At 64.0% G+C, this 22,816-nt stretch carries 21 protein-coding genes and 1 pseudogene; 18 read left to right on the top strand and 4 right to left on the bottom strand.

Annotation, left to right across the window (positions count from 1 at the left end):
• Positions 1-31: 31 nt before the first annotated feature.
• The 3 genes from ABIG06_RS32570 to ABIG06_RS32560 all read left to right on the top strand — a co-directional run bounded on the left by ABIG06_RS32570 (position 32) and on the right by ABIG06_RS32560 (position 2,541).
• Complete coding sequence (locus ABIG06_RS32570; protein ID WP_124158136.1) at positions 32-358, top strand: NIPSNAP family protein; 327 nt, start codon at positions 32-34, stop codon at positions 356-358.
• Between the two features lie 126 nt (positions 359-484).
• Complete coding sequence (gene kdsA, locus ABIG06_RS32565) at positions 485-1,333, top strand: 3-deoxy-8-phosphooctulonate synthase (RefSeq protein WP_370140026.1); 849 nt, start codon at positions 485-487, stop codon at positions 1,331-1,333.
• A complete protein-coding gene (locus ABIG06_RS32560) occupies positions 1,333-2,541 on the top strand; it encodes an MFS transporter (protein ID WP_124158138.1) in 1,209 nt (402 codons plus the stop codon). The genes kdsA and ABIG06_RS32560 overlap by 1 nt, the downstream gene beginning before the upstream one ends.
• 53 nt (positions 2,542-2,594) lie before the next feature.
• Here the strand turns inward: ABIG06_RS32560 and ABIG06_RS32555 are convergent, their stop codons facing one another.
• Positions 2,595-3,482, bottom strand: a complete 888-nt coding sequence (locus ABIG06_RS32555; protein WP_370140025.1) for a helix-turn-helix domain-containing protein — start codon at positions 3,480-3,482, stop codon at positions 2,595-2,597.
• A gap of 314 nt (positions 3,483-3,796) precedes the next feature.
• Here ABIG06_RS32555 and ABIG06_RS32550 point away from each other — a divergent pair, with 314 nt between their 5' ends.
• Positions 3,797-5,437, top strand: coding sequence for a flavin-containing monooxygenase (locus ABIG06_RS32550; protein ID WP_370140024.1), 1,641 nt, complete (start codon positions 3,797-3,799; stop codon positions 5,435-5,437).
• A 55-nt stretch (positions 5,438-5,492) separates the two neighbouring features.
• Positions 5,493-6,686 (top strand): serine hydrolase domain-containing protein, encoded by a 1,194-nt coding sequence (locus tag ABIG06_RS32545; protein ID WP_370140023.1) that lies wholly within the window; start codon positions 5,493-5,495, stop codon positions 6,684-6,686.
• Between the two features lie 79 nt (positions 6,687-6,765).
• Here ABIG06_RS32545 and queF read toward each other — a convergent pair whose 3' ends face one another.
• Together queF and ABIG06_RS32535 are read right to left on the bottom strand one after the other, a co-directional pair.
• Positions 6,766-7,218, bottom strand: a complete 453-nt coding sequence (gene queF / locus ABIG06_RS32540; protein WP_370140022.1) for a preQ(1) synthase — start codon at positions 7,216-7,218, stop codon at positions 6,766-6,768.
• 51 nt (positions 7,219-7,269) lie between these two features.
• Positions 7,270-8,247, bottom strand: a complete 978-nt coding sequence (locus ABIG06_RS32535) for a virginiamycin B lyase family protein (RefSeq protein WP_370140021.1) — start codon at positions 8,245-8,247, stop codon at positions 7,270-7,272.
• A 174-nt stretch (positions 8,248-8,421) separates the two neighbouring features.
• Between ABIG06_RS32535 and eno the strand changes: the two are divergent.
• Positions 8,422-9,706, top strand: a pseudogene (eno, locus tag ABIG06_RS32530) (phosphopyruvate hydratase).
• A gap of 37 nt (positions 9,707-9,743) precedes the next feature.
• A complete protein-coding gene (locus tag ABIG06_RS32525; RefSeq protein ID WP_424578484.1) occupies positions 9,744-10,877 on the top strand; it encodes a zinc-binding dehydrogenase in 1,134 nt (377 codons plus the stop codon).
• 73 nt (positions 10,878-10,950) lie between these two features.
• On the opposite strand, the gene ABIG06_RS32520 is transcribed toward ABIG06_RS32525, so the two are convergent.
• On the bottom strand, positions 10,951-11,688 hold the full coding sequence (locus tag ABIG06_RS32520) for an SDR family oxidoreductase (RefSeq protein WP_370140019.1): 738 nt from the start codon (positions 11,686-11,688) through the stop codon (positions 10,951-10,953).
• A gap of 146 nt (positions 11,689-11,834) precedes the next feature.
• On the opposite strand from ABIG06_RS32520, the gene ABIG06_RS32515 reads away from it, so the two are divergent.
• The 11 genes from ABIG06_RS32515 to ABIG06_RS32465 all read left to right on the top strand — a co-directional run bounded on the left by ABIG06_RS32515 (position 11,835) and on the right by ABIG06_RS32465 (position 22,805).
• On the top strand, positions 11,835-12,791 hold the full coding sequence (locus tag ABIG06_RS32515; RefSeq protein WP_370140967.1) for an AraC family transcriptional regulator: 957 nt from the start codon (positions 11,835-11,837) through the stop codon (positions 12,789-12,791).
• Between the two features lie 116 nt (positions 12,792-12,907).
• Positions 12,908-13,906 (top strand): MBL fold metallo-hydrolase, encoded by a 999-nt coding sequence (locus ABIG06_RS32510; protein WP_370140018.1) that lies wholly within the window; start codon positions 12,908-12,910, stop codon positions 13,904-13,906.
• A gap of 176 nt (positions 13,907-14,082) precedes the next feature.
• The gene (locus tag ABIG06_RS32505) at positions 14,083-14,634 is read left to right on the top strand and encodes an NADPH-dependent FMN reductase (RefSeq protein WP_370140017.1); all 552 of its coding nucleotides are present in this window, start codon (positions 14,083-14,085) and stop codon (positions 14,632-14,634) included.
• Positions 14,635-14,736: 102 nt separating this feature from the next.
• Positions 14,737-15,054: an FtsB family cell division protein gene (locus ABIG06_RS32500; RefSeq protein ID WP_028177591.1), complete on the top strand. Its 318-nt coding sequence runs from the start codon at positions 14,737-14,739 to the stop codon at positions 15,052-15,054.
• Positions 15,055-15,264: 210 nt separating this feature from the next.
• Positions 15,265-16,224 carry a GAF domain-containing protein gene (locus ABIG06_RS32495; RefSeq protein ID WP_370140016.1) on the top strand — a complete coding sequence of 320 codons (960 nt, stop codon included), beginning with the start codon at positions 15,265-15,267 and terminating at the stop codon, positions 16,222-16,224.
• A 176-nt stretch (positions 16,225-16,400) separates the two neighbouring features.
• A complete protein-coding gene (gene adh / locus ABIG06_RS32490) occupies positions 16,401-17,918 on the top strand; it encodes an aldehyde dehydrogenase (RefSeq protein WP_370140015.1) in 1,518 nt (505 codons plus the stop codon).
• Positions 17,919-18,189: 271 nt separating this feature from the next.
• Positions 18,190-19,212, top strand: a complete 1,023-nt coding sequence (pdhA, locus tag ABIG06_RS32485) for a pyruvate dehydrogenase (acetyl-transferring) E1 component subunit alpha (RefSeq protein WP_370140014.1) — start codon at positions 18,190-18,192, stop codon at positions 19,210-19,212.
• Positions 19,213-19,240: 28 nt separating this feature from the next.
• Positions 19,241-20,632, top strand: a complete 1,392-nt coding sequence (locus ABIG06_RS32480) for a pyruvate dehydrogenase complex E1 component subunit beta (RefSeq protein WP_370140013.1) — start codon at positions 19,241-19,243, stop codon at positions 20,630-20,632.
• A 3-nt stretch (positions 20,633-20,635) separates the two neighbouring features.
• A complete protein-coding gene (locus ABIG06_RS32475; RefSeq protein ID WP_061881819.1) occupies positions 20,636-20,938 on the top strand; it encodes a DUF5076 domain-containing protein in 303 nt (100 codons plus the stop codon).
• 2 nt (positions 20,939-20,940) lie between these two features.
• A complete protein-coding gene (locus tag ABIG06_RS32470; protein ID WP_124158153.1) occupies positions 20,941-21,393 on the top strand; it encodes a nucleoside deaminase in 453 nt (150 codons plus the stop codon).
• 62 nt (positions 21,394-21,455) lie between these two features.
• Complete coding sequence (locus ABIG06_RS32465) at positions 21,456-22,805, top strand: pyruvate dehydrogenase complex dihydrolipoamide acetyltransferase (RefSeq protein ID WP_370140012.1); 1,350 nt, start codon at positions 21,456-21,458, stop codon at positions 22,803-22,805.
• Positions 22,806-22,816 lie beyond the last annotated feature (11 nt).

Raw genomic sequence — 22,816 nt, 5'->3', positions numbered from 1 at the left:
AACCGCCGGGCCTGTTCAGGGAGGAACATGAATGATCTACGAAATGCGCGTCTATCGCTGCGTGCCCGGCCGCCTGCCGGCGCTGTTGAGGCGGTTCGAGACCGTCACGCTGAAGCTGTGGGAGAAGCATGGCATCCGCCAAGCCGGGTTCTTCACCACGCTGATCGGAGAATCCAACCAGGAGCTGACCTATTTCCTGGCCTGGGAGTCGCTCGCCGAGCGCGAGAAGAAGTGGGGCGCGTTCATGACCGACCCGGACTGGATGAAAGCGCGCGCCGAGAGTGAAGCCGACGGCCAGATCGTCGGCAATATCGTCAGCCAGCTCCTGACGCCGACTGCCTTCTCGGTCGTGAAGTAGGAACCTGCCGATGCAAGGGCGGCGCCGGCGGCCCCGGCGCAACCCTGATATTCGGGCCGCCCGGACCGAATAGGGTTGATCCGACCTTCGTGGCGGCTATGGTCGCGCCGAAACGAGGGATTTGTCTTGAGCTCTTCGACGTCAGCGGCGCCGGTCGTCACCATTGGCACGGTCAAGTTCGGCAATGATTTGCCGATCTCGATCATTGCTGGACCCTGCCAGCTCGAAAGTCGCCAGCACGCGTTGGAGGTCGCGTCCGCGCTGAAGGAGATCGCCGCGCGGCTGAACATCGGCCTCGTCTACAAGACCTCCTTCGACAAGGCCAACCGCACCAGCGCGTCGGCGGCGCGCGGGCTTGGCCTCGCTCAGTCGCTGCCGATCTTCGCTGAGATCCGATCCTCGCTCGGGCTGCCGGTGCTGACCGACGTGCACGAGGCCACACAATGTGCCGAGGTGGCGCAGGCCGTGGACATCTTGCAGATCCCCGCGTTCCTGTGCCGCCAGACGGATCTCCTTCTGGCCGCCGCCGCGACAGGCAAGGTCGTCAACGTCAAGAAGGGCCAGTTCCTGGCGCCCTGGGACATGGCCAATGTCGTGAGCAAGATCACCGGCGCCGACAATCCCAACGTGCTCGTCACCGAGCGCGGCGTGTCCTTCGGCTACAACACGCTCGTCTCCGACATGCGCGCGCTGCCGATCCTGGCGCGCACCACCGGCGCGCCCGTCATCTTCGACGCCACCCACTCGGTGCAGCAGCCGGGCGGGAAGGGGACCTCCTCGGGCGGCGAGCGCGAATTCGTGCCGGTGCTCGCACGCGCGGCCGTTGCGGTCGGCGTTGCCGGCGTCTTCATCGAGACCCATCCTGATCCCGACCACGCGCCCTCGGACGGACCCAACATGGTGCCCCTGCGCGAGTTCGAATCGCTGATCGCCAGACTGATGGCATTCGACGCGCTCGCAAAGAATCCGCACTGATGCAGGAAGGCGAGGCGCGGCCGCCCGATCATGGCTTGCCGACGGCGCTCTACGTCATATCAGGGGCGAGCTTCGCCGCTGCACTCTCGGCACGCGCGCTCGATCCGGTGCTGCCGCACGTCGCCGAGGATTTTGGCGTCAGCATCGCCACGGCCGCGGGCTTCGCCGCGGTGTTCGCTTTCACCTTCTCGATCATCCAGCCGATTATCGGCGCCGCCGCCGACCTGTTCGGCAAGACGCGGCTGATGATCGGCTGCCTCGCGCTGCTCGGCCTTGCCAACATCCTGGGCGCGCTATCGTCCTCGTTCTCGGTCTTGTTCGCGACCCGTATCCTCGCCGGCATCGGCTCCGGCGGCGTGTTTCCCGTGGCGCTGAGCCTCACCAGCGATCTCGTCGGTCCCGACAAACGCCAGGTCGCGATCAGCCGCACGCTCGCCGGTGCGATGACCGGCAATCTGCTCGGCGCCTCGGCTTCCGGCCTGATCGGCGATTTCCTTGGCTGGCGCGGCGTCCTGGCGGTGCTCGGCGCGCTCGTAATCGTCGCCTCGATCGCCGTTGCCGCCGGCTTCCATGGCGCCAAGGTCAAGCATCCGCCGAAGACGAGCCTGTCGGCGCTGAAGGCCGGCTATCGCACCATCTTCACCAACCCGAACGCCTATGTCTGCTACTCTGCGGTGTTCATCGAAGGCTGCTGCGTGCTCGGGCTGTTTCCCTACATCGCTTCGTTCCTGTTCGAGCTCGGCCAGACTTCGCTGTCGATCGCCGGCATCGTTATCGCCGGCTTTGCCGTCGGTGGCCTGTTCTATACGCTGACGGTGTCGCGCCTGCTGCCTTGGCTCGGCGTGAAGGGCATGATGATCGCGGGCATGACGCTGGTGGCCTCGCAACTCGTCGCCGTGGCCTTCGGTCCGCGCTGGGAGGTTCAGGCGCTGAACCTCGTCGTCATGGGCTGGGGGTTCTATATTGCCCATGGCTGTCTTCAGGTGTTCGCCAGCGAGCTGTCGATCGGGGCGCGGGCAACGGCGATGTCGCTGCATTCGTTCTTCTTCTTCATGGGCCAGACCGTCGGCCCAATCGCCTATGGCCTCGGTCTCCAGCATGGCGGCAAGGTTCCGACGCTGCTTGTGAGCGCCGCAATCATGGTGGTGCTGGGCCTGGTCTGCGCCCGCCTGCTCAGGCAGCGGGCACCGTCCGACGCACTGGCCTGACGGACGGCGACACGATGCATGTCCGGTTTGATCGCGGGGCTCGGTGGAGGAGGCTAGCTCACGCAGTTCTTGCGATATTCGGCCGGCGTGACGTTCATGTGTCTGCGGAAAATCCGATTGAGATGACTTTGATCGGAAAATCCGCTCAAGAGCGCAATTTCCTTCAGGGCGAGCCGATCCTTGCGCAGATGTTGGCGGGCGCGCTCCACCTTGCGGCTCAGGACGTAGGCATGCGGCCGCATGCCATAGTGCACCTGGAACTTGCGCGCGAACTGCACCGGCGAGCAGTTGCAGATGTTGGCTAGCTCGTCGAGCGTGATGTTCCTGGAGATGTTCTGCTCGACATAGTCCTCGATCAGCCTTGCATGCGCCGGCCTGAAGCGCCCCTGCGGACAGGGCAGCTTGAATTCCACCGAGGCATATTTTCGCAAGATGTGCACGCTCGCCTGAAGTGCCAGCGCATCGTAGCAGAGCCGGCCGCCCGGACCGCCTTCGGACACTTCCTGCACCATCCGGTCGCCGATCCAGGTCAGCACCGGGTCTTCGATCCTGAGCAGATCGTGGAGTTCGACGCTTCCTGAGTCGCGGTCGAATGCCTCGCTCGCGGTCTTCGTCATCAGGCTCGGCGAGATGTAGAAATGGCTGACTTCGAGGTCATTGCTCCAGCGCCAGTGCGAAGGCTCCGCACGTGTCAGCAGGGTTGTGACGCCACGTCCGACGTGATCCTGCTTCCAGGCGCCGGTCACACGGCGATTCATCGACGTTGTGCCTTCGCGATAGACGACGATCAGGAAATTCTCCGACGGCGGCACCAAGATGTCGGACGGCGCATAGCGGAAGACGCGCAGCCGAAAGTCAGTCTTGCCCACCGCGGAACTGTCCAGCATCAATTGGCCGGGAGCGTAGCGTGGCAACTCCTCGACCGTGATGAATTGGCCCATCGCGCGAGACTCCTTCCCTGAATTCTAAGGCGCGGTTGACCGCTTCTGCTTCTCATTGGCCGAACGGCGGAGACGAGCATAAGCCGGTTTTGCCATTTGCCAAGCGAGCCGTGTTGCCGAACTGCAGAACCGGCAAGGAGCGCGCGGCTTCGTTCAAAGAATTGTCCGATTTGTTCAAGCTCCAGCCGCCGGAATACTCATAGCTTTTCGCCGTCCCGTACCGACGGGATCAACAATGACGCGCTGCACCACCATCCGATCGCATGACGGATGGGGAAGATCGTACGCACTCAAAAATCACCGAGGAGGAATAAATGGCGGAAGCCCTGACCAAATCCAATGGAAGCAACGGTTCGCACGGAACAGCGAAGTTCGATGCCGTGGTTGTCGGAGCCGGCGTCGCCGGGCTCTATCAACTCTATCGTCTGCGCGAGCAGGGATTGAGCGTCAGGGGGATCGACGCCGCGTCAGGCGTAGGCGGCACGTGGTATTGGAATCGATATCCCGGCGCGCGCTTCGACTCCGAGGCCTACATCTATCAGTATCTTTTCTCCGAGGAGCTCTACAAGGGTTGGAGCTGGAGCGAGAAGTTTCCGGGCCAGCCCGAAATCGAACGCTGGATGAACTACGTCGCCGACCGTCTCGATCTGCGCAAGGACATCCAGTTCAGCACGACGGTCAAGAGCGCGCACTTCAACGAGGCCACGCAGCGCTGGCTGGTCACGACCGACCGGGGCGATTTGATCGACACCCAGTTTCTAGTCACCTGCTGCGGCATGCTGTCGGCTCCCTACGTATCCTTTCCGGGGCAGGAGACTTTCAAGGGACAGTTGTTCCATACGGCGCGCTGGCCGGAGCAGCCTGTCGACCTCGCAGGCAAGCGCGTCGGAGTCATCGGCAACGGTGCGACCGGCATCCAGGTCATCCAGACGATCGCCGGCGATGTCGGCCATCTCAAGGTGTTCATCCGCACGCCGCAATACATCATCCCGATGAAGAATCCGAAATTTGGGGCCGCGGAGGTCGAGGACTACAAGTCGAGATTCAAGTCGCTCACCGAACGCCTGCCGCGCACATTCACCGGCTTTGAATACGACTTCGAGCACGTCTGGGCAGACCTCACGCCGGAGCGCCGCCGCGCGGTGATCGAAGCCTGCTGGAATGACGGTTCCCTGAAGCTATGGATATCCTCGTTCGCCGAGCTGTTCTTCGACCCGGAGGTCAATGCCGAGATCTCCGAATTCGTGCGCGGGAAGATGCGCGAGCGGCTCGGGGATCCGAAACTGTGCGATGCGTTGATTCCTGCCGATTATGGCTTCGGAACGCACCGTGTGCCGCTCGAGCAGAACTTCCTCGAGGCCTTCCATCGTCCCAACGTCGAGATCGTCAGCGTCAAGAGCAATCCGATCGATCGCGTCACGCCCACGGGTATTCAGACCGCTGACGGTACGGTCCACGAGCTGGATGTCATTATCCTGGCAACCGGCTTCGACGCCGGCACCGGTGCCTTGACGCGCATCGATATCAGGGGCCGCGACGGTCGATCGCTGAGGGAGGACTGGAGCAGGGACATCCGCACCACGATGGGCCTGCAGGTTCACGGCTATCCCAACCTGTTCACGACCGCCGTTCCGCTCGCTCCGTCGGCCGCGCTGTGCAACATGACCACGTGCCTGCAGCAGCAGGTCGAATGGATCGATGACTGCATCAAGTACATGCGCAGCAAGGATCTGAAGGTGGTCGAGCCGACAAAGGACGCCCAGGACAGCTGGGTGGCCCATCACGACGAGATCGCAAACGCGACGCTGATCGCGAAAACCAATTCCTGGTACCTGGGCTCGAACGTCGAAGGCAAGCCGCGCCGTGTCCTGTCGTACTGCGGCGGCGTCGGCGCGTATCGACAGAAGTGCGACGAGGTCGCGGTGAACGGTTACGAGGGCTTCGCGATGCAATGAGCGCTCGCGACGCGAGCGTCGACCACATCAATCAATCCAGCACGGGAGGACGATCATGATCATGAATTTTGGCGCGACGGCAGATGCTGTTCTCGACGGCGTCGTCACATCCACGCCGCGCGTGCCCGGCGTTGTCGCGATGGTGACGGACCGCCGGCGCAACATCTATGAAGGCGCAGCCGGCAAACGCCGTCTCGATCGGCCGGCGGACATGACTACCGACAGCGTCTTTGCCCTTTTCTCCACCACCAAGGCGATTACCGGAACGGCCGTTCTGCAACTCGTCGAAGAAGGCAAGCTCGATCTCGATGCGCCCGCGAAGCGCTACGCGAACGAGATCGGAAAGCTGCAGGTGATCGAGGGCTTCGATGCAGCGGGCGAGCCGATCCTGCGTGCCCCGAAGCGCGATATCACCACGCGCATGCTGATGACCCACACAGCGGGCCTGAGCTACGATTTCATCAACCACACCTATAACCGACTGGCCCAGGAGAAGGGGCAGCCCAGCGTGATCACAGCGACCAAGGCCTGCTTGATGACCCCGCTGCTGTTCGATCCCGGCGAGCGCTGGGACTATGGGACAAATCTCGACTGGTGCGGCCAGATCGTCGAGGCGATCACGGGCAAGCGACTCGGTGAAGTCTTCAAGACGCGCATCTTCGAACCGCTCGGGATCGAGGACATGACCTTCGAGCTGACCGATGCGATGCGCCAGAAACTGGCCGGCATCCACGCGCGGAATGCCGACGGGTCGCTGACGCCGATGGATTTCGAGCTTCCGGCAAAGCCCGAAGTCCATATGGGCGGCCACGGCCTGTACGGCACGGTCGGCGACTACATGCGTTTCATCCGCATGTGGCTGAATGACGGAGCTGGCGAGCACGGCCGCGTGCTGAAAGCCGAAACCGTGCGGATGGCGGAAAAGAACCATCTGGGCGACAGGAAGGTAACGCCGATCACGGGTGTCATCCCGTCGCTGTGCAACGACGCGGAATTCTTTCCGGGCCAATCCAAATCCTGGGCGCTGAGCTTCATGGTCAACGATGAGGAAGCCCCGACGGGACGTCCCGCCGGCGCGTTGGGCTGGGCCGGGCTCGCCAACCTGTTCTACTGGATCGATCGGCAGAACAACGTCGGCGGGTTCTGGGCCACCCAGATTCTGCCCTTCGGCGATCCGACATCGTTCATCGGCTATATGAACTTCGAGACGGGATTCTACCAGAGCCTCAGGCAGCGCTTGGCGAGCTAGGACCATGATGCGAGAGCGGCCTCGTCGCTGTCGACCGAGGCCGTTCTCTCTCGATCGTCACACGTGACCGAGCTATGCCCTAGCCCCGCCCGCGATAGGGCGAGACGCCTTGCTCGGGCACCCACAGGCCCTTCGGCACGCGGCCGGTCTGCCAGAACACGTCGATCGGGATGCCGCCGCGCGGATACCAGTAGCCTCCGATGCGCAGCCATTTCGGCTTGATCTCGCTGGCGATACGCTTGCCGATCATCACGGTGCAGTCCTCGTGGAAGGCTCCGTGGTTGCGGAAGCTCGCGATGTAGAGCTTGAGGGACTTCGACTCCAGCAGCCACGCGCCCGGCGCGTAGTCGATCATCAGATGCGCGAAGTCGGGCTGGCCCGTGACCGGGCAGAGCGAGGTGAATTCCGGCACGGTAAAGCGCACCAGATAATCGGTGCCCTTTTGCGGATTGGGCACGCGGTCGAGCTGGGCTTCTTCCGGTCTGTGCGGCCACTCGACGGCCCGGCCGAGTTGGAGGGATTTCTTCGCCATCGTCGTCACATCCTGTTTCGGGTGCCGGGATGGACGCAAATGCCGCTGCCGTCAACCGCTCGCGATCGTCTGGATCATGATGATCCGGTCGTTGCCGGACTCGCAGCCCCAGAGCTCACCCGGCCTGCCATCGAGCTGGCGCACATTGGCGTTGGCCTTGTCGCTGGCGAACACGTTGAACTTCTCGCTGGCGGGATCGAAGCGCACGAGGGCGTTTGCCGAAAAGTCCGTGAGCCAGACCTTGTCCTTGTCGTCGACGAAGACGGCGTAGGCGCGGGGGCGTTCGCCCGGCAGCTTCCACGTCTTCCAGGAGCCATTGGCGGGATCGTGCACCGAGACGTGGCCGCTGTTCCACTCGCTGACCCAAATCCGCCCTTTCGAATCCGACCAGACGCGCCGCGAACCCTGGTTCGGCGTCGGCGGCTCGACCACGGTCGCATTGCCGCTCGCGAGGTCGATCTTCGCGATGTGGCTGCCGGCGAGGGAGGCGTACCAGACCTCGCCTTTGGGCGTGACCGTGATGCCGTAGGGACCAATGCCCTTCGGCGCCTTGAACACATTCATTTCGCCGGTCCTCGGCGCGAGCCGGCCGTAATAGCCGGACTGGCCGGTGAACCAGTAGGTGCCTTCCTTGTCGAACACGCCGGTGTTGAGGTTGGCGTAGGCGAACTTTTCCGGCAGGCGGAATAGCGTCACCTTGAGATCGCCGGGATCGACCCGCGCGATCGCGTTCTGGCCGCCCTCGGTGATCCAGGGCGCTCCATCGGGGCCGACGGTCACGCCATGCGGCGCTGCGCGCTGACCGAGGCTGACCGTCTTGAAACTGCCATCCCGGGGATCGAGCCTGCCGAGCAGGCCCTTGCCCTGCGCCGTGAACCAAACCGCGCCGTCAGGCGCGGGCGTGAGATCATGCAGGCCGAGGCCCGGGCTGATGGGATAGTATTTTGTCCGAAACGGGACTTCCTGTGCAAAACCCGGTTGGACGGCGAGCAGCGCGGCACCCGAAGCAAGAAACTGGCGGCGATTCATGGCGTTACCCCGACTGTTTCAGATTGAGGTTGGGCACGCGGACCAGATGCGGTCGAGCATAATCTGAGGCGCTTCACGCGTCAGTCGAAGCGGCTCTTCCAAGCGTTCACATTTGCTTGCGGCCCGTGTAAGACCCGCGGCACCGATCAGCCCTAACGAACGGAAGTGGACATCATGACCGCCATCATCGACATCATCGGCCGCGAAATCCTCGATAGCCGGGGCAATCCCACCGTCGAGGTCGATGTCGTGCTGGAGGACGGCGCGCTCGGCCGTGCCGCGGTGCCGTCGGGCGCCTCGACCGGCGCGCATGAGGCGGTGGAACTGCGCGACGGCGACAAGGCCCGCTATCTCGGCAAGGGCGTCTCCAAGGCGGTCGGCGCCGTCAACGGTGAGATCTTCGAGGCCCTGAGCGGCCTCGACGTCGAGCAGCAGGCCCAGATCGACCAGATCATGATCGACCTCGACGGCACGCCGAACAAGAGCCGGCTCGGCGCCAACGCCATTCTCGGCGTCTCGCTGGCCTGCGCCAAGGCTGCCGCGAACTCACTCGACATGCCGCTCTACCGTTACGTCGGCGGCACCTCCGCGCGCCTGTTGCCGGTGCCGATGATGAACATCATCAATGGCGGCGTGCATGCCGACAACCCGATTGACTTCCAGGAGTTCATGATCCTCCCGGTCGGGGCGCCGAGCTTTGCCGAGGGTCTGCGCTACGGCGCAGAGGTGTTCCACACACTGAAGTCGGAGCTCAAGAAAGCCGGCCACAACACCAATGTCGGCGACGAAGGCGGCTTTGCGCCGAATCTGCCGTCCGCGGACGCCGCGCTCGACTTCGTGATGAACGCGATCGGCAAGGCCGGCTTCAAGGCGGGCGCCGACATCGTGCTCGGCCTCGACTGCGCCTCGACCGAGTTCTTCAAGGACGGCAAATACGTCTATGAAGGCGAGGGCAAGACCCGCTCGATCTCCGAGCAGGCGAAGTATCTTGCCGACCTGGTCTCGCGCTATCCGATCGTGACCATCGAGGACGGCATGTCGGAAGACGACATGGACGGCTGGAAGGAGCTCACCGATCTCATCGGCAAGAAGTGCCAGCTGGTCGGCGACGACCTCTTCGTCACCAACGTCAAGCGCCTCGCCGAAGGCATCAAGGCGGGCCGCGCCAACTCGATCCTGATCAAGGTCAACCAGATCGGCACGCTGACCGAGACGCTGGCCGCCGTCGAGATGGCGCACAAGGCGGGATACACCTCGGTGATGTCGCACCGCTCCGGCGAGACCGAGGATTCCACCATCGCCGACCTCGCGGTCGCCACCAATTGTGGTCAGATCAAGACCGGCTCCCTTGCCCGGTCCGACCGCACCGCGCAAATACAACCAGCTCCTGCGCATCGAGCAGCAGCTCGGCAAGCAGGCGCTCTACGGCGGCAAGGCGGCACTGAAGGCGCTGGCATAAGCCGGCGCCGCGCAAAGACGGACAGGGGAGGATCGACATGAGCGACGGCAAGACCGGACTGCAACTGCGTTCGCTGCTGAAGAAGAGCGGCGAGCTTGAACTGTCGCTCGTGAACGTCCCGACGCCGGAGCCGGCCGACGACGAGGTCGTGGTCCGCGTCGAGGCGACGCCGATTAACCCCTCCGACCTCGGGCTTCTGATCGGGGCGGCCGACATGTCGGCCGCCAAGGCCTCCGGCACCAGGGAGATGCCGGTCATCACCGCCACGATGCCGGAGGCGGCGATGCGGATGATGGCGGCCAGGTTCGATCAGTCGCTGCCGGTCGGCAACGAGGGGGCCGGCACGGTGATCGGGACCGGATCGTCGGACGCGGCGAAGGCGCTGATGGGCAAGACGGTGTCGATGATTGGTGGTGCGATGTACACGCAGTACCGCGTGCTCAAGGTCCGCGACGTCATGGAGCTGCCGGCGGGCACCACGGCCGCGGACGGCGCTTCCTGGTTCGTCAATCCGCTGACGGCGCTCGGCATGACCGAGACGATGCGGCGGGAGAACCACAAGGCGCTCGTGCACACGGCTGCCGCCTCCAATCTCGGCCAGATGCTCAACAAGATCTGCATCAAGGATGGCATTGGCCTCGTCAACATCGTCAGGAACAAGGAGCAGGCCGACATCCTGCACAAGATCGGCGGCAAATACGTCGTGGATTCCAGCGCGCCTGATTTCATGGATGACCTCACCAACGCGCTGGTCGAAACCGGCGCCACGATCGCCTTCGACGCGATCGGCGGCGGCAAGCTGGCGAGCCAGATTCTGACCGCCATGGAAATCGCAGCCAACAAGACCGCGAAGGAATACAGCCGCTACGGCTCCAACGTGTACAAGCAGGTCTACATCTATGGCAGCCTCGACACGCGCCCGACCGAGCTGAACCGCTCGTTCGGGCTGAGCTGGGGCGTCGGCGGCTGGCTGCTGACGCCGTTCCTTCAGAAGATCGGCCCGGCCGAGATCGGCCGCCTGCGCCAGCGCGTGGCGTCCGAGCTGAAGACCACCTTCGCCAGTCATTACACCAAGGTGGTGTCGCTTGCCGAGGCGCTCGATCCCGCCAACATCGCGATTTACGCCAAACGCGCCACCGGCGAAAAATTCCTCATCAACCCGAATAAATAACCGTGACCTGCGACGGCGCGTGACCCGGGGCAGGGGCCGGCCGCGCCGGCCTATCCTGGCTTGATCGACACGTTCATGCCTGAGCAGTCGGGCGAACGACGATCTCGCCGACATCCACGCTATCCGGTTGCGCTATCGCGAAGGCGATGGCTTCCGCGATCGCGCTCGCCGGAATGGCCAGTGCCTTCATGCTGGCCAGCCCCTCCGCCCGTAGCACGGAATCCGTCATGGAGGATGGCAGCTCGGTGTCGACATAACCGGGGGAGATGGTCGTCACCCGAAGCGACGGGCCGGCCTCCTGACGAAGCCCTTCGGAAATCGCCCTGACGGCGTTCTTCGATCCCGCGTAGACGGCCATTGTCGGAACGATCTTGATGCCGGCGGTCGACAGGGTGTTGACGAAGTGGCCAAAGCCCTGACGACGGAAGACGGGGAGGGCAGCAGCGATCCCGTAGAGCACGCCTTTCACGTTCACGTCGATCATATCGTCCCAATCGTCGATCCTCAGATCATCAAGACGGGAAATCGGTGCAATCCCGGCATTGTTGATCATGACGTCCAGCTTTCCGCATCGGTCCGTCGCGAGACCGACGAGCTTTGTGACATCCTCGCGCTGCCTGACGTCGGTGACGAGATACGACGCCTTTCCGCCCTTCGAGGTGATGCTCGCGGTCAGCATCTCCAGCCTCTCGGAACGGCGTGCGGCGAGGATCACGATGGCGCCACGTTCTGCGAGATGCCGGGCAGTGGCTTCGCCAATTCCGCTGCTGGCGCCCGTAATGGCGATGACCTTGCCTGCGATGCCTGTCATGGGCGTTCCATCCAATTCGTTGCGCGATGAAATTCGCATCGGTAGCGAGGATGATCTATGTTTGAAATGCTCGAAAATCGTCGAGATCGGATCAAGCCTTGGACAAACTTTCGGACAAGCACTTCGACAGGCACTTCGACAGGCACTTGGGCAAACAGTTGGGCAAGACCTTGGACCCTCTGTCCCAGGCCTTCTCACTCTTGGACGTTCGCGCCGCGCGTTGCACCAGGTTCGAGGCGGGCGGGCATTGGTCGTATCAGTTCCCGGCAAAAGCCGCCCTGAAGTTCGGCGCGGTCATCCGAGGCGATTGCTGGATCGATTTTGGCGACGAAGCCCATCATCGGCTTGCCACTGGCGACTGTTTTCTTCTCGCCAATGCCCCAGCCTACGTTCTGGCCAACGATGGACGCCTCGCTCCCGAAGACGGAATAGCGGCGTTCGATTGGGCGCAGTCGGATGTCGCGCGTGGCGCGGGGAGCGATACCGTTCTGCTTGCCGGCAGTTTTGGTTTCGAGGCATCGGACGCCGAGTTGCTGCTCGATGCGCTGCCTCGCTTTCTGCTCATACCATCGCGCAGTCCGTCGGCAGCCGTCATTCATTCCACGCTCCACATTCTCGACCTTGAAATCAGGGGGACGGGAATCGGAACGGCCGTACTCACCGACAGGCTGGCCGACGTCCTGCTCGTCCAGGTGCTCCGCGCGGCGCTGGATCAGGGTGCCGGCGAGGGACTTGGATGGATCAACGCGCTGGTCGATGCCAGGATCGGCAAGGCAATCAGGTTGATGCACGAAGACGCTGCTCATCCCTGGACCCTGGACGCATTGGCCGACGCGATCGCAATGTCGCGATCCGCATTTTCGAAGCGGTTCAAGTCCCTGGTGGGGCTGGCGCCGCTCGACTACCTCCTTCGGTGGCGAATGCGGCTTGCGCGCGATCAGCTGCGACGCGGTGCGACCGTCTCGGCAACCGCCGCGCAGCTGGGATATTCGTCGGAGAGCGCCTTCGGGCATGCGTTCAAACGAATCTACGGCCATGCACCGAAGCAATACTGGCTTAGACAGGCCACTGGCGAAAAATTCCCCATCGTCCCGAATAAATAATCGTGATCTGCGAGGGCACGTCACCGAAAGAGGGTCTTGCCTTCTGAGCGACGCGGGGGATTATTCCGCCGCCGTTTCAAGCGGAAGAACCGCAAGGCGCTCAGAAGGGACATCCCATGACCGATCTCAATCGCCGTCACCTGCTCGCAGGCGCCGCCGCCATGGGCGCGGCGGCCGTCACCGGGCTCGGGCCCATCGCCGCGAATGCCTCAGCCCCGCAAGCCGGGACACAGGCGCCGGGCTTCTATCGCTACAAGGTCGGCAGCTTCGAGTGTACCTCGATCAACGACGGCGCGCGCACCTTCCCGATGCCGGACAAGTTCGTCGTCAACATTCCGAAGGAGGAGGCGCTGGCGGCCGGCGAGGCGGCCTACATGCCGAAGGGCATGGTCACCGTGCCGTTCAATCCGCAGCTCATCAACACCGGCTCCAAGCTGGTCCTGATCGACACCGGCAATGGCATTGCGAATTTCGAGGCCAGCAAGGGCGCGGTCGGCCGCACGCTGCAAAACCTTCAGGCCGCCGGCGTCGACGTCAAGAATGTCGACGTCGTGCTGTTGTCGCATCTGCACCCCGACCATACCAACGGCATCCGTCTGGCCGACGGCGCGCTGGCCTTCCCGAATGCGGAGATCATGGTGCCGGGCAAGGACTGGGAGTTCTGGACCAGCGAGGACAACGCCGCCAAGGCCGAGTCCAATCCCATGATGAAGAACTACTTCGCCAACGTGAAGAAAACCTTCGCCGGCCTCGAATCCAAGGTGACGAAGTATGAGTGGGGCAAGGAGGTCGCGCCCGGCATCACCTCCATCGCGACGCCCGGCCACACGCCGGGGCACACCTCCTTCGCAGTCGCCTCGGGCGACGCCAAGGTGCTGATCCAGTCCGACGTCACCAACATTCCGGAATTCTTCCTGCGCAATCCGGACTGGCACGTGGTGTTCGACAGCGACGCCGCGATGGCGCAGGCGACGCGCCACAAGTTCTACGACATGGCGGCAGCGGAAAAGGCAACCGTGATCGGCTTTCACTTCGCCTTTCCCTCGGTCGGCCATGTCGAGAAGGACGGCGCCAAATATCGCCTGATTCCGTCGGCGTGGAATCCGACGATCTGATCTGCACGCGGTGTTTGCGCCAACCATCGGGCCGCCGCTTGGCGGCCCGATTTGTTTGGGCCGCATTCGCGAAACGCAGCGTTTCCAAATCGAACCAGTTCATGCACTTGCATCCATCGATCCGGATGGCTTAAGTGCCGTCCGGGCACTCCCGCTCAAGCCCTCAAGGACATTTCATGGCCTACAACATCGTCACGATCGCCGGCAGCCTGCGCAAGGACAGCTTCTCGCTCAAGATCGCCAATGCGCTCGCCAAACTGGCGCCTGGCTCGCTCAAGCTCGAGGTCGTCACGCCGGCAGGCATCTCGTTCTTCAACCTGGACCTCGAGGGCGCGCCGCCCGCGGACTGGCTCGCCTTCCGAGAGAAGCTCCAGAAGTCGAACGGCGTCCTGTTCGTCACGCCCGAATACAACCGCTCGATCCCGGGCGTCCTCAAGAACGCCATCGACGTTGCCTCGCGGCCCTACGGCAAGAGCTCGTTCCTCGGCAAGCCGGTCGGCATCATCTCCAACTCGCCGGGGCTGCTCGGCGGTGTCAGCGCGGCCAAGCATCTGCAGAACATTCTGCCGGGCATTTCCGGTCCCGTCCTCCAGCAGCCGGAAATCTACCTCAGTGGCGTCGGCGATGGCTTCGATGCCGAGGGCAACCTGACCAAGGACTCCCTGAAGACTGTGCTGCAGCAGTACATCGACGCCTTCGCCGCGCACGTCGCGAAGAACCAAGGCTAAGGCCTCATTCTCTCCCTCATGCCCGGGACAAGCCCGGGCATGACGACTGGCGGTGGGGGGCGAGTTAGCACTCCCTTAACCAACCTGTCCCATCCTGCCACGATGGTCTCCCGCGCCCGCCTGAAATCGATCCTGACTGGCCTTGCCCTCTATGCGATGGCGGCGGCCATCGTCGGCTATTTCGGCGTCAACGCCTATACCGGCAAGTACGGCCTCAACGCGCGCCAGGAGCTCGATCAGGAGATCATCGCGCTGACCAGCGAGCTGGCCCAGCTCAAACGTGAGCGTGCCAGGAGCGAACAGCGGGTGTCGCTGCTGCGGTCCGAGAAGATCGACCCCGACATGCTGGACGAGCGGGCGCGCTTCCAGCTCGACTATGTCAATCCGCGAGACCTCGTTCGCATGATCCCGGCAAAGTAGCGCATCCGCAGCTTTCGAAAGCGGCATCGAAAGCCGCTGCCGAAATCCGACATGCGCGTCTCAATTGCAGCGAAAGTCGTAGGCCTGGAACCCGGACGGCCGCCTTGACGGCCGTGCCGCAACGGGCGCATGGCTTCTGCCGTCCCTGGTTGACGCAGATCAACCGGGCAGCACCGGTAGTCTTTAGACTGCCATCCGGAGGAAACCGTGATGAATGGGTCAATGCCCCGGCATCACGCGGCCCGTGTCGAGGCCGCCATCGCGTCAGGCCAGGCGGCTCGGTCCGCGCTCGTGGCCTCGTGGCGTCGTTCCTCCAGATTGCATCGTCTCGATCCCGGCGGCCGCGCCGCGCCGATGCGGCTGACCGAAGCCGAGCTCCACCAGGCGCGCGAACGTATCGCGCCGCTCCTGGCCGCGGCGCAAGGCGCGATGGATCGGCTGTATCAGGCCGTCGGCGCCGCGGGCTGCTGCGTGCTGCTCGCCGATCGCGAGGGCGTGCCGGTCGATCGCCGCGGCACGGTGGCGGACGATGCGACGTTTCAGTCCTGGGGCCTGTGGACGGGTGCGATCTGGAGCGAGGAGCACGAGGGCACCAACGGCATCGGCACCTGTCTCGTGGAGCAGCGTCCGCTGACCATCGATCGCGACCAGCATTTCTTTGCCCGCAATACGCTTCTGAGCTGCACCGCCGTTCCGATCTACGATCACGAGGCGGCGCTCGCGGGTGTGCTCGACGTCTCCTCCTGCCGCGCCGACCGCACCGACGCCTTCGCCAGCCTGATCGCGCTCGCGACGGGCGAGGCGGCCAAGCGTATCGAGGCCGACCTGTTTCGAAAGGCTTTTGCCGATGCCCGCATCGTGCTGACGCAAGCTGCGGACGGAAGTTGCAGCGGCCTCGTTGCGGTCGATGCGGACGATCTCGTGATCGGCGCGACCCGCTCCGCCCGGGTGGCGCTCGGAATCGCGCCCGGCCGGGCCTTGCAGCCGGTGCCTGCCGCCGACCTTCTCGGTGGCGATGCCGAGCGCGATCACCTTGCCGGCGGCCAGCGGGCGGTGTTGCAGCGCGCGCTGCTCCGCGCCGGCGGCAATGTCTCGGCGGCCGCCAAGGCCCTCGGCGTCAGCCGCGCCACGCTGCACCGGAAGCTGAAGCGGTTCGAGCTGAACCACTGAGCTCAGCCGTTTCGTCACTCGCAATGACGGGCCGGTCCACGACTGTCGCAGAAGTGCGACAGGTCCGCCCGGCCATCGCTTCCGCCCGGGCTGACAGAAAACACCTCCCGCATCATCGTCGGCGCAAGTCGCGAACAGGCGACGACAAGCGCAAACAGCAACATCGGGAGTGATCAATGAACAAGGTGGAATTCCTCAGCGTCACCAAAGTTCCCTTTGCCGAACGCTACGACAATTTCATCGGCGGCAAGTTCGTGGCGCCGATCTCCGGCAAGTATTTCGACAATGCCTCGCCGGTGACCGGCCAGATCGTCTGCAAGATTGCGCGGTCCGACGCGCAGGACGTCGAGGCGGCGCTCGACGCGGCCCACGCCGCAAAGGCCGCCTGGGGCCGCACCAGCGTCGCCGAGCGTGCCGCGCTCCTGAACCGGATCGCGGATCGCATGGAAGACAATCTCGAGCGCCTTGCGATTGCCGAGACCTGGGACAACGGCAAGCCGATCCGCGAGACCCGTGCCGCCGACCTGCCGCTGGCGATCGATCACTTCCGCTATTTCGCCGGTGTCGTCCGCGCCCAGGAAGGCTCGATCGGCGAGATCGACCACGACACCATCGCCTATCATTTCCACGAGCCGCTCGGCGTGGTCGGCCAGATCATTCCCTGGAACTTCCCGCTGCTGATGGCTTGCTGGAAACTCGCCCCGGCGCTTGCCGCCGGCAATTGCGTCGTGCTCAAGCCCGCCGAGCAGACTCCCGCCTCGATCATGGTCTGGGCCGAGATCATTGCCGACATCCTGCCGCCCGGTGTCCTCAACATCGTCAACGGCTTTGGCCTCGAGGCTGGCAAGCCGCTGGCGTCCAGCCCGCGCATCGCCAAGATCGCCTTCACCGGTGAGACCTCGACGGGCCGGCTGATCATGCAGTACGCTAGCCAAAACCTCATTCCGGTCACGCTGGAGCTCGGCGGCAAGTCGCCGAACATCTTCTTCAAGGATGTCATCGCCGAAGACGACGACTTCTTCGACAAAGCGATCGAAGGCTTCGTCATGTTCGCGCTGAACCAGGGCGAGGTCTGCACCTGTCCGAGCCGGGCGCTGGTCCACGCGGATATCTATGACCGCTTCATGGAGCGGGCGCTGAAGCGCGTCGCCGCGATCAAGCAGGGCGATCCGCGCGATCCCACGACCATGATCGGCGCTCAGGCATCCAGCGAGCAGCTGTCCAAGATCCTCTCCTACATCGACATCGGCAAGCAGGAGGGCGCCAAGGTGCTGGCCGGCGGCGGCCGTGCCGAGCTCGCGGGCGATCTCGCCGGCGGCTTCTACGTCCAGCCGACCGTGTTCGAGGGCCACAACAGGATGCGAATCTTCCAGGAGGAGATTTTCGGTCCCGTCGTCTCGGTCACGACCTTCAGGACCGACGAGGAAGCGCTCGCGATCGCCAATGACACGCTCTACGGCTTGGGTGCCGGCGTCTGGAGTCGCGATGCCAATCGCTGCTACCGCTTCGGCCGGGAGATCCAGGCCGGCCGGGTCTGGACCAACTGCTACCATGCCTATCCCGCGCATGCGGCCTTCGGCGGCTACAAGCAGTCGGGCGTCGGGCGCGAGACCCACAAGATGATGCTCGACCACTACCAGCAGACCAAGAACCTCCTGGTCAGCTACAGCCCGAAGAAGCTCGGCTTCTTCTGATCGGGTTTCCGGAGCGGGCGGCGCCGTTTCGGCGTCGTCCGTTCTGAAAGCCGGCGGCCACGTGGGCCCAACCGTTCTCGATCCGCTCACGAATCCGCGCGCGCCAATGGCGCGCATAGATTTGTTGCCCGATCAGCGCCAAAGATTTTGCAATATTTCGATCACGCTGCAGTGCGGCATAATGAAAGTCGTGCCATGCCGCCGCGGTGCTTTCCAAGGGCGTTTGACTTGGGTTAGAGAGGGCGAAAGTTTTCTCTGACCCGGAATTCCCATGGCCGCCCCCAAGAAAGCCGCCGCAAGCCCTCCACAGGACAAGACCAACGGCGGTTCGCCTCCGGAATTCACCAGGGAGCAGGAGCTCAAAGCGCTCCGCGACATGCTCCTGATCCGCAGGTTCGAGGAAAAGGCCGGCCAGCTCTACGGCATGGGCGCGATCGGCGGCTTCTGTCACCTCTATATCGGCCAGGAAGCCGTGGTGGTCGGCATGCAGATGGCGCTGAAAGAGGGCGACCAGGTCATCACCGGCTATCGCGATCACGGCCACATGCTTGCCACCGGCATGGATGCCAACGGCGTCATGGCCGAGCTCACGGGCCGCCGAGGCGGCTACTCCAAGGGCAAGGGCGGCTCCATGCACATGTTCAGCAAGGAGAAGCACTTTTATGGCGGCCACGGTATCGTCGGCGCCCAGGTCTCGCTCGGCACCGGTCTCGCCTTCGCCAATCACTATCGCGGCAACGATAATGTCAGCGTCACCTATTTCGGCGATGGCGCGGCCAACCAGGGCCAAGTCTACGAGAGCTTCAACATGGCGGAGCTCTGGAAGCTGCCGGTGATCTACGTCATCGAGAACAACCGCTACGCCATGGGCACCTCGGTCTCGCGCGCCTCGGCGCAGCAGGATTTCTCCAAGCGCGGCGCGTCCTTCAACATCCCGGGCAAGCAGGTCGACGGCATGGATGTCCGCGCCGTGAAGGCTGCGGGCGAGGAGGCGGCGGCTTGGTGCCGCGCCGGCAAGGGTCCCTTCATCCTGGAGATGCAGACCTACCGCTATCGCGGTCATTCGATGTCCGACCCTGCAAAATATCGCACACGCGAGGAGGTCGAGAAGGTCCGCCACGACCAGGATCCGATCGAGCAGGTGCGCAACCGCTTACTCGCGGCCAAGCTCAGCGAGCAGGACCTGAAGGCGATCGACGCCGAGGTGCGCGACATCGTCAACGCGTCCGCTGATTTCGCCCAGCACGATCCCGAGCCGGATGCCGCCGAGCTCTGGACCGACGTTTACCGCTGAACGCGCGCAAGCTTTCTTTGGAGTCGATATGCCAATTCAAGTGCTGATGCCCGCGTTGTCGCCCACGATGGAGAAGGGCAACCTCGCCAAATGGCTGAAGAAAGAGGGCGAGACGATCAAGTCCGGCGACGTCATCGCCGAGATCGAGACCGATAAGGCCACCATGGAGGTCGAGGCGACCGACGAAGGCACGCTCGGCAAGATACTGATCCCCGAGGGCACCGCCGACGTTGCGGTGAACACGCCGATCGCCACCATTCTCGCCGACGGTGAGAGCGCCGCCGATCTCGGCAAGGCGTCCGCGCCGGCCAAGCAGGAGAGAGCTGCCGAGTCGGCGCCGCCTGCCGCCGCCAAGGCCGAGGCGCCGCAGCCGAAGGCCGCGCCTGCCGCCCCGCAGGCCGTTGCCGAGCCGGATCCGGAGGTGCCCGCCGGCACCGAGACGGTGACGCAGACCATCCGCGAAGCGCTGCGCGACGCCATGGCCGAAGAGATGCGCCGCGACGCGGATGTCTTCGTGATGGGCGAAGAGGTCGCCGAATATCAGGGTGCCTACAAGGTGACCCAGGGCCTGCTCCAGGAGTTCGGCGCCAAGCGCGTCATCGACACCCCGATCACCGAGCACGGGTTTGCCGGCGTCGGCGTCGGCGCCGCGATGACCGGCCTGAAGCCGATCGTCGAGTTCATGACCTTCAACTTCGCCATGCAGGCGATCGACCAGATCATCAACTCCGCGGCCAAGACGCTGTACATGTCCGGCGGCCAGATGGGTTGCTCGATCGTGTTCCGCGGACCCAACGGTGCTGCCGCGCGCGTTGCCGCCCAGCACAGCCAGGATTACTCGTCCTGGTACTCGCACATTCCGGGCTTGAAGGTGGTCGCGCCGTATTCGGCAGCAGACGCCAAGGGCCTGCTCAAGGCCGCGATCCGCGATCCCAATCCGGTGATCTTCCTCGAGAACGAGGTGCTCTACGGTCACACCGGCGAGGTGCCCAAGCTCGACGATTTCATCATCCCGATCGGCAAGGCGCGTATCGTGCGTTCCGGCAGCCATGTCACCATCATCTCCTGGTCGAACGGCATGACCTATGCGCTCAAGGCCGCCGACGAACTCGCCAAGGACGGCATCGAGGCCGAAGTGATCGACCTGCGCACGCTGCGCCCGATGGACACCGAAACCATCATCAGCTCCGTCAAGAAGACCGGCCGTGCGGTCACGGTGGAAGAGGGCTGGGCCCAGAGCGGCGTCGGCGCCGAGATCGCGGCGCGCATCATGGAAAACGCCTTCGATTATCTGGATGCGCCGGTCGCGCGCGTCTCCGGCAAGGACGTCCCGATGCCCTATGCCGCGAATCTGGAGAAGCTCGCGCTGCCCTCGGCGGCGGAAGTCGTCGAGGCCGCCAAAGCCGTCTGCTACAGGTAGATCATGGCGGGCCCCAAGGAGCAGCCACTGCCACCCGACGTCATGGACCGCGAGGACGCGGTCGAGATCCTGCGCGTGTTCGTGCTGGACGGCGGGCTGTCGATGGCGTTCCAGCGCGCTTTCGAGGAGCCCGACATGTGGGGCCTCCTGCTCGTCGATCTCGCCCGCCATGCCGCGCGCGCCTATGCGCGCGAAAGCGAATACACCGAGGAGGACGCGTTGAACCGGATCCTCGACATGTTCCAGGCCGAGATCGAGCGTCCCACCGACACCGGCACCACGACGCCGCGCGGTAAGGGGCACTGACCATGGCGATCGAATCCTATCACTTCGATTTCATGCTCGAGGCGATCCGCGAGGCTGAGACCTCGATCGCGCAAGGCGGTCTGCCGATCGGTGCCGTGCTGACGCGCGACAACAAGATCATCGCCCGCGGCCATAACAACCGCGTGCAGGAGAACAACGTGATCCTGCACGGCGAGATGAGCTGCCTGCGCGAAGCCGGCGCGATCAAGTTCCACGACACCGTCATGTACACCACGCTGTCGCCATGCTCGATGTGTGCCGGCGCACTCGCGCTGTTCAAGGTCAAGCTGGTGGTGATCGGGGAATCCGTCACCTTCGAAGGCTCCAAGGACATCCTCGACAAGTTCGGGATTCCTTGGATCGACCTCGCCGACGACCGCTCCATCACCATGATGAAGAATTGGCGTTCCATCCCAGCCAATGAACGCCTGTGGCAGGGCGACATCGGCAACTAAACCTGGTTTGTTCGTCTTCACATCGAGGACGACGTTTTTGAGAAGTTCTTCGTGAGGTCAGCATGCCCATCAACATCCTGATGCCCGCTCTGTCGCCGACGATGGAGAAGGGCAACCTCGCCAAGTGGCTGAAGAAGGAAGGCGACAAGGTCAAATCCGGCGACGTCATCGCCGAGATCGAGACCGACAAGGCGACCATGGAGGTCGAGGCGATCGATGAAGGCACGATCGCCAAGATCCTGGTGCCCGAGGGTACGCAGGATGTCCCGGTCAACGACGTGATCGCCGTGCTCGCCGGCGAGGGCGAGGACGTGAAGGCTGCGGGTAGCGCCAAGCCCAGCGCCTCGGCCGCGCCGCCAAAGGCCGCTGAGGCTCCTGCTGCGCCGGCTCCCGCGCCTGCGCCCGCCGCACCGAAAGCTGCTGCGCCCGCCGCGGCACCCGCGCAGCAGGCTGCAGCTCCGGCAGCGCAAGCCAATGGTCATGGCGGCCGTGTATTCTCGTCGCCGCTGGCGCGGCGTCTCGCCAAGGAAGCCGGCATCGATGTCGCCATGGTCGCCGGCACCGGTCCGCACGGCCGCGTGGTCGCCCGCGACGTCGAGCAGGCCGAGTCCGGCAAGGGTCTGAAGGCGCCCGCCGCGGCACCGTCAGGCGCGCCCGCGATCGCGCCGACCATGTCGGACAAGCAGATCCTGTCGCTGTTCGAGCCCGGCTCCTACGACATCGTCCCGCATGACGGCATGCGCCGCACCATTGCGCAGCGCCTGACCGCCTCGATCCAGAACGTTCCGCACTTCTACCTCACCATCGACTGCGACATCGGCAAGCTGCTCACTGCCCGCGAGGAGATCAACGCCGCCGCGCCGAAGGACAAGGAGAAGAAGCCGCTCTACAAGATCTCGGTCAACGACTTCGTCATCAAGGCGATGGCGGTGGCGCTGCAGAAGATCCCGAACTGCAACGTCAGCTGGACCGAAAGCGGCATGGTCAAGCATCACCACTCCGACGTCGGCGTTGCCGTCGCGATGCCCGGCGGCCTGATCACGCCGATCATCCGCAAGGCCGAGACCAAGACGCTCTCGACCATCTCCAACGAGATGAAGGATTTTGCCGCGCGCGCCCGCTCGCGCAAGCTCAAGCCGGAGGATTACCAGGGCGGTACCACGGCCGTCTCCAATCTCGGCATGTACGGCATCAGCCACTTCACCGCCGTGATCAACCCGCCGCATGCGACGATCCTCGCGGTCGGCACCAGCGAGGAGCGGCCCGTGGTGCGCGGCGGCAAGATCGAGATCGCGCACATGATGAGCGTGACCTTGTCCTGCGATCACCGTGCCATCGACGGCGCGCTCGGAGCCGAGCTGATCGGCGCGTTCAAGCAGTTGATCGAAAACCCCGTCATGATGATGGTCTGAAGCGGCGGCAG

The organism is Bradyrhizobium sp. USDA 326 (assembly GCF_049739485.1).
Classification (GTDB): domain Bacteria; phylum Pseudomonadota; class Alphaproteobacteria; order Rhizobiales; family Xanthobacteraceae; genus Bradyrhizobium.
The sequence above is the reverse complement of the archived record's forward strand: the minus strand, read 5'-3'. Positions and strand labels throughout refer to the sequence as shown.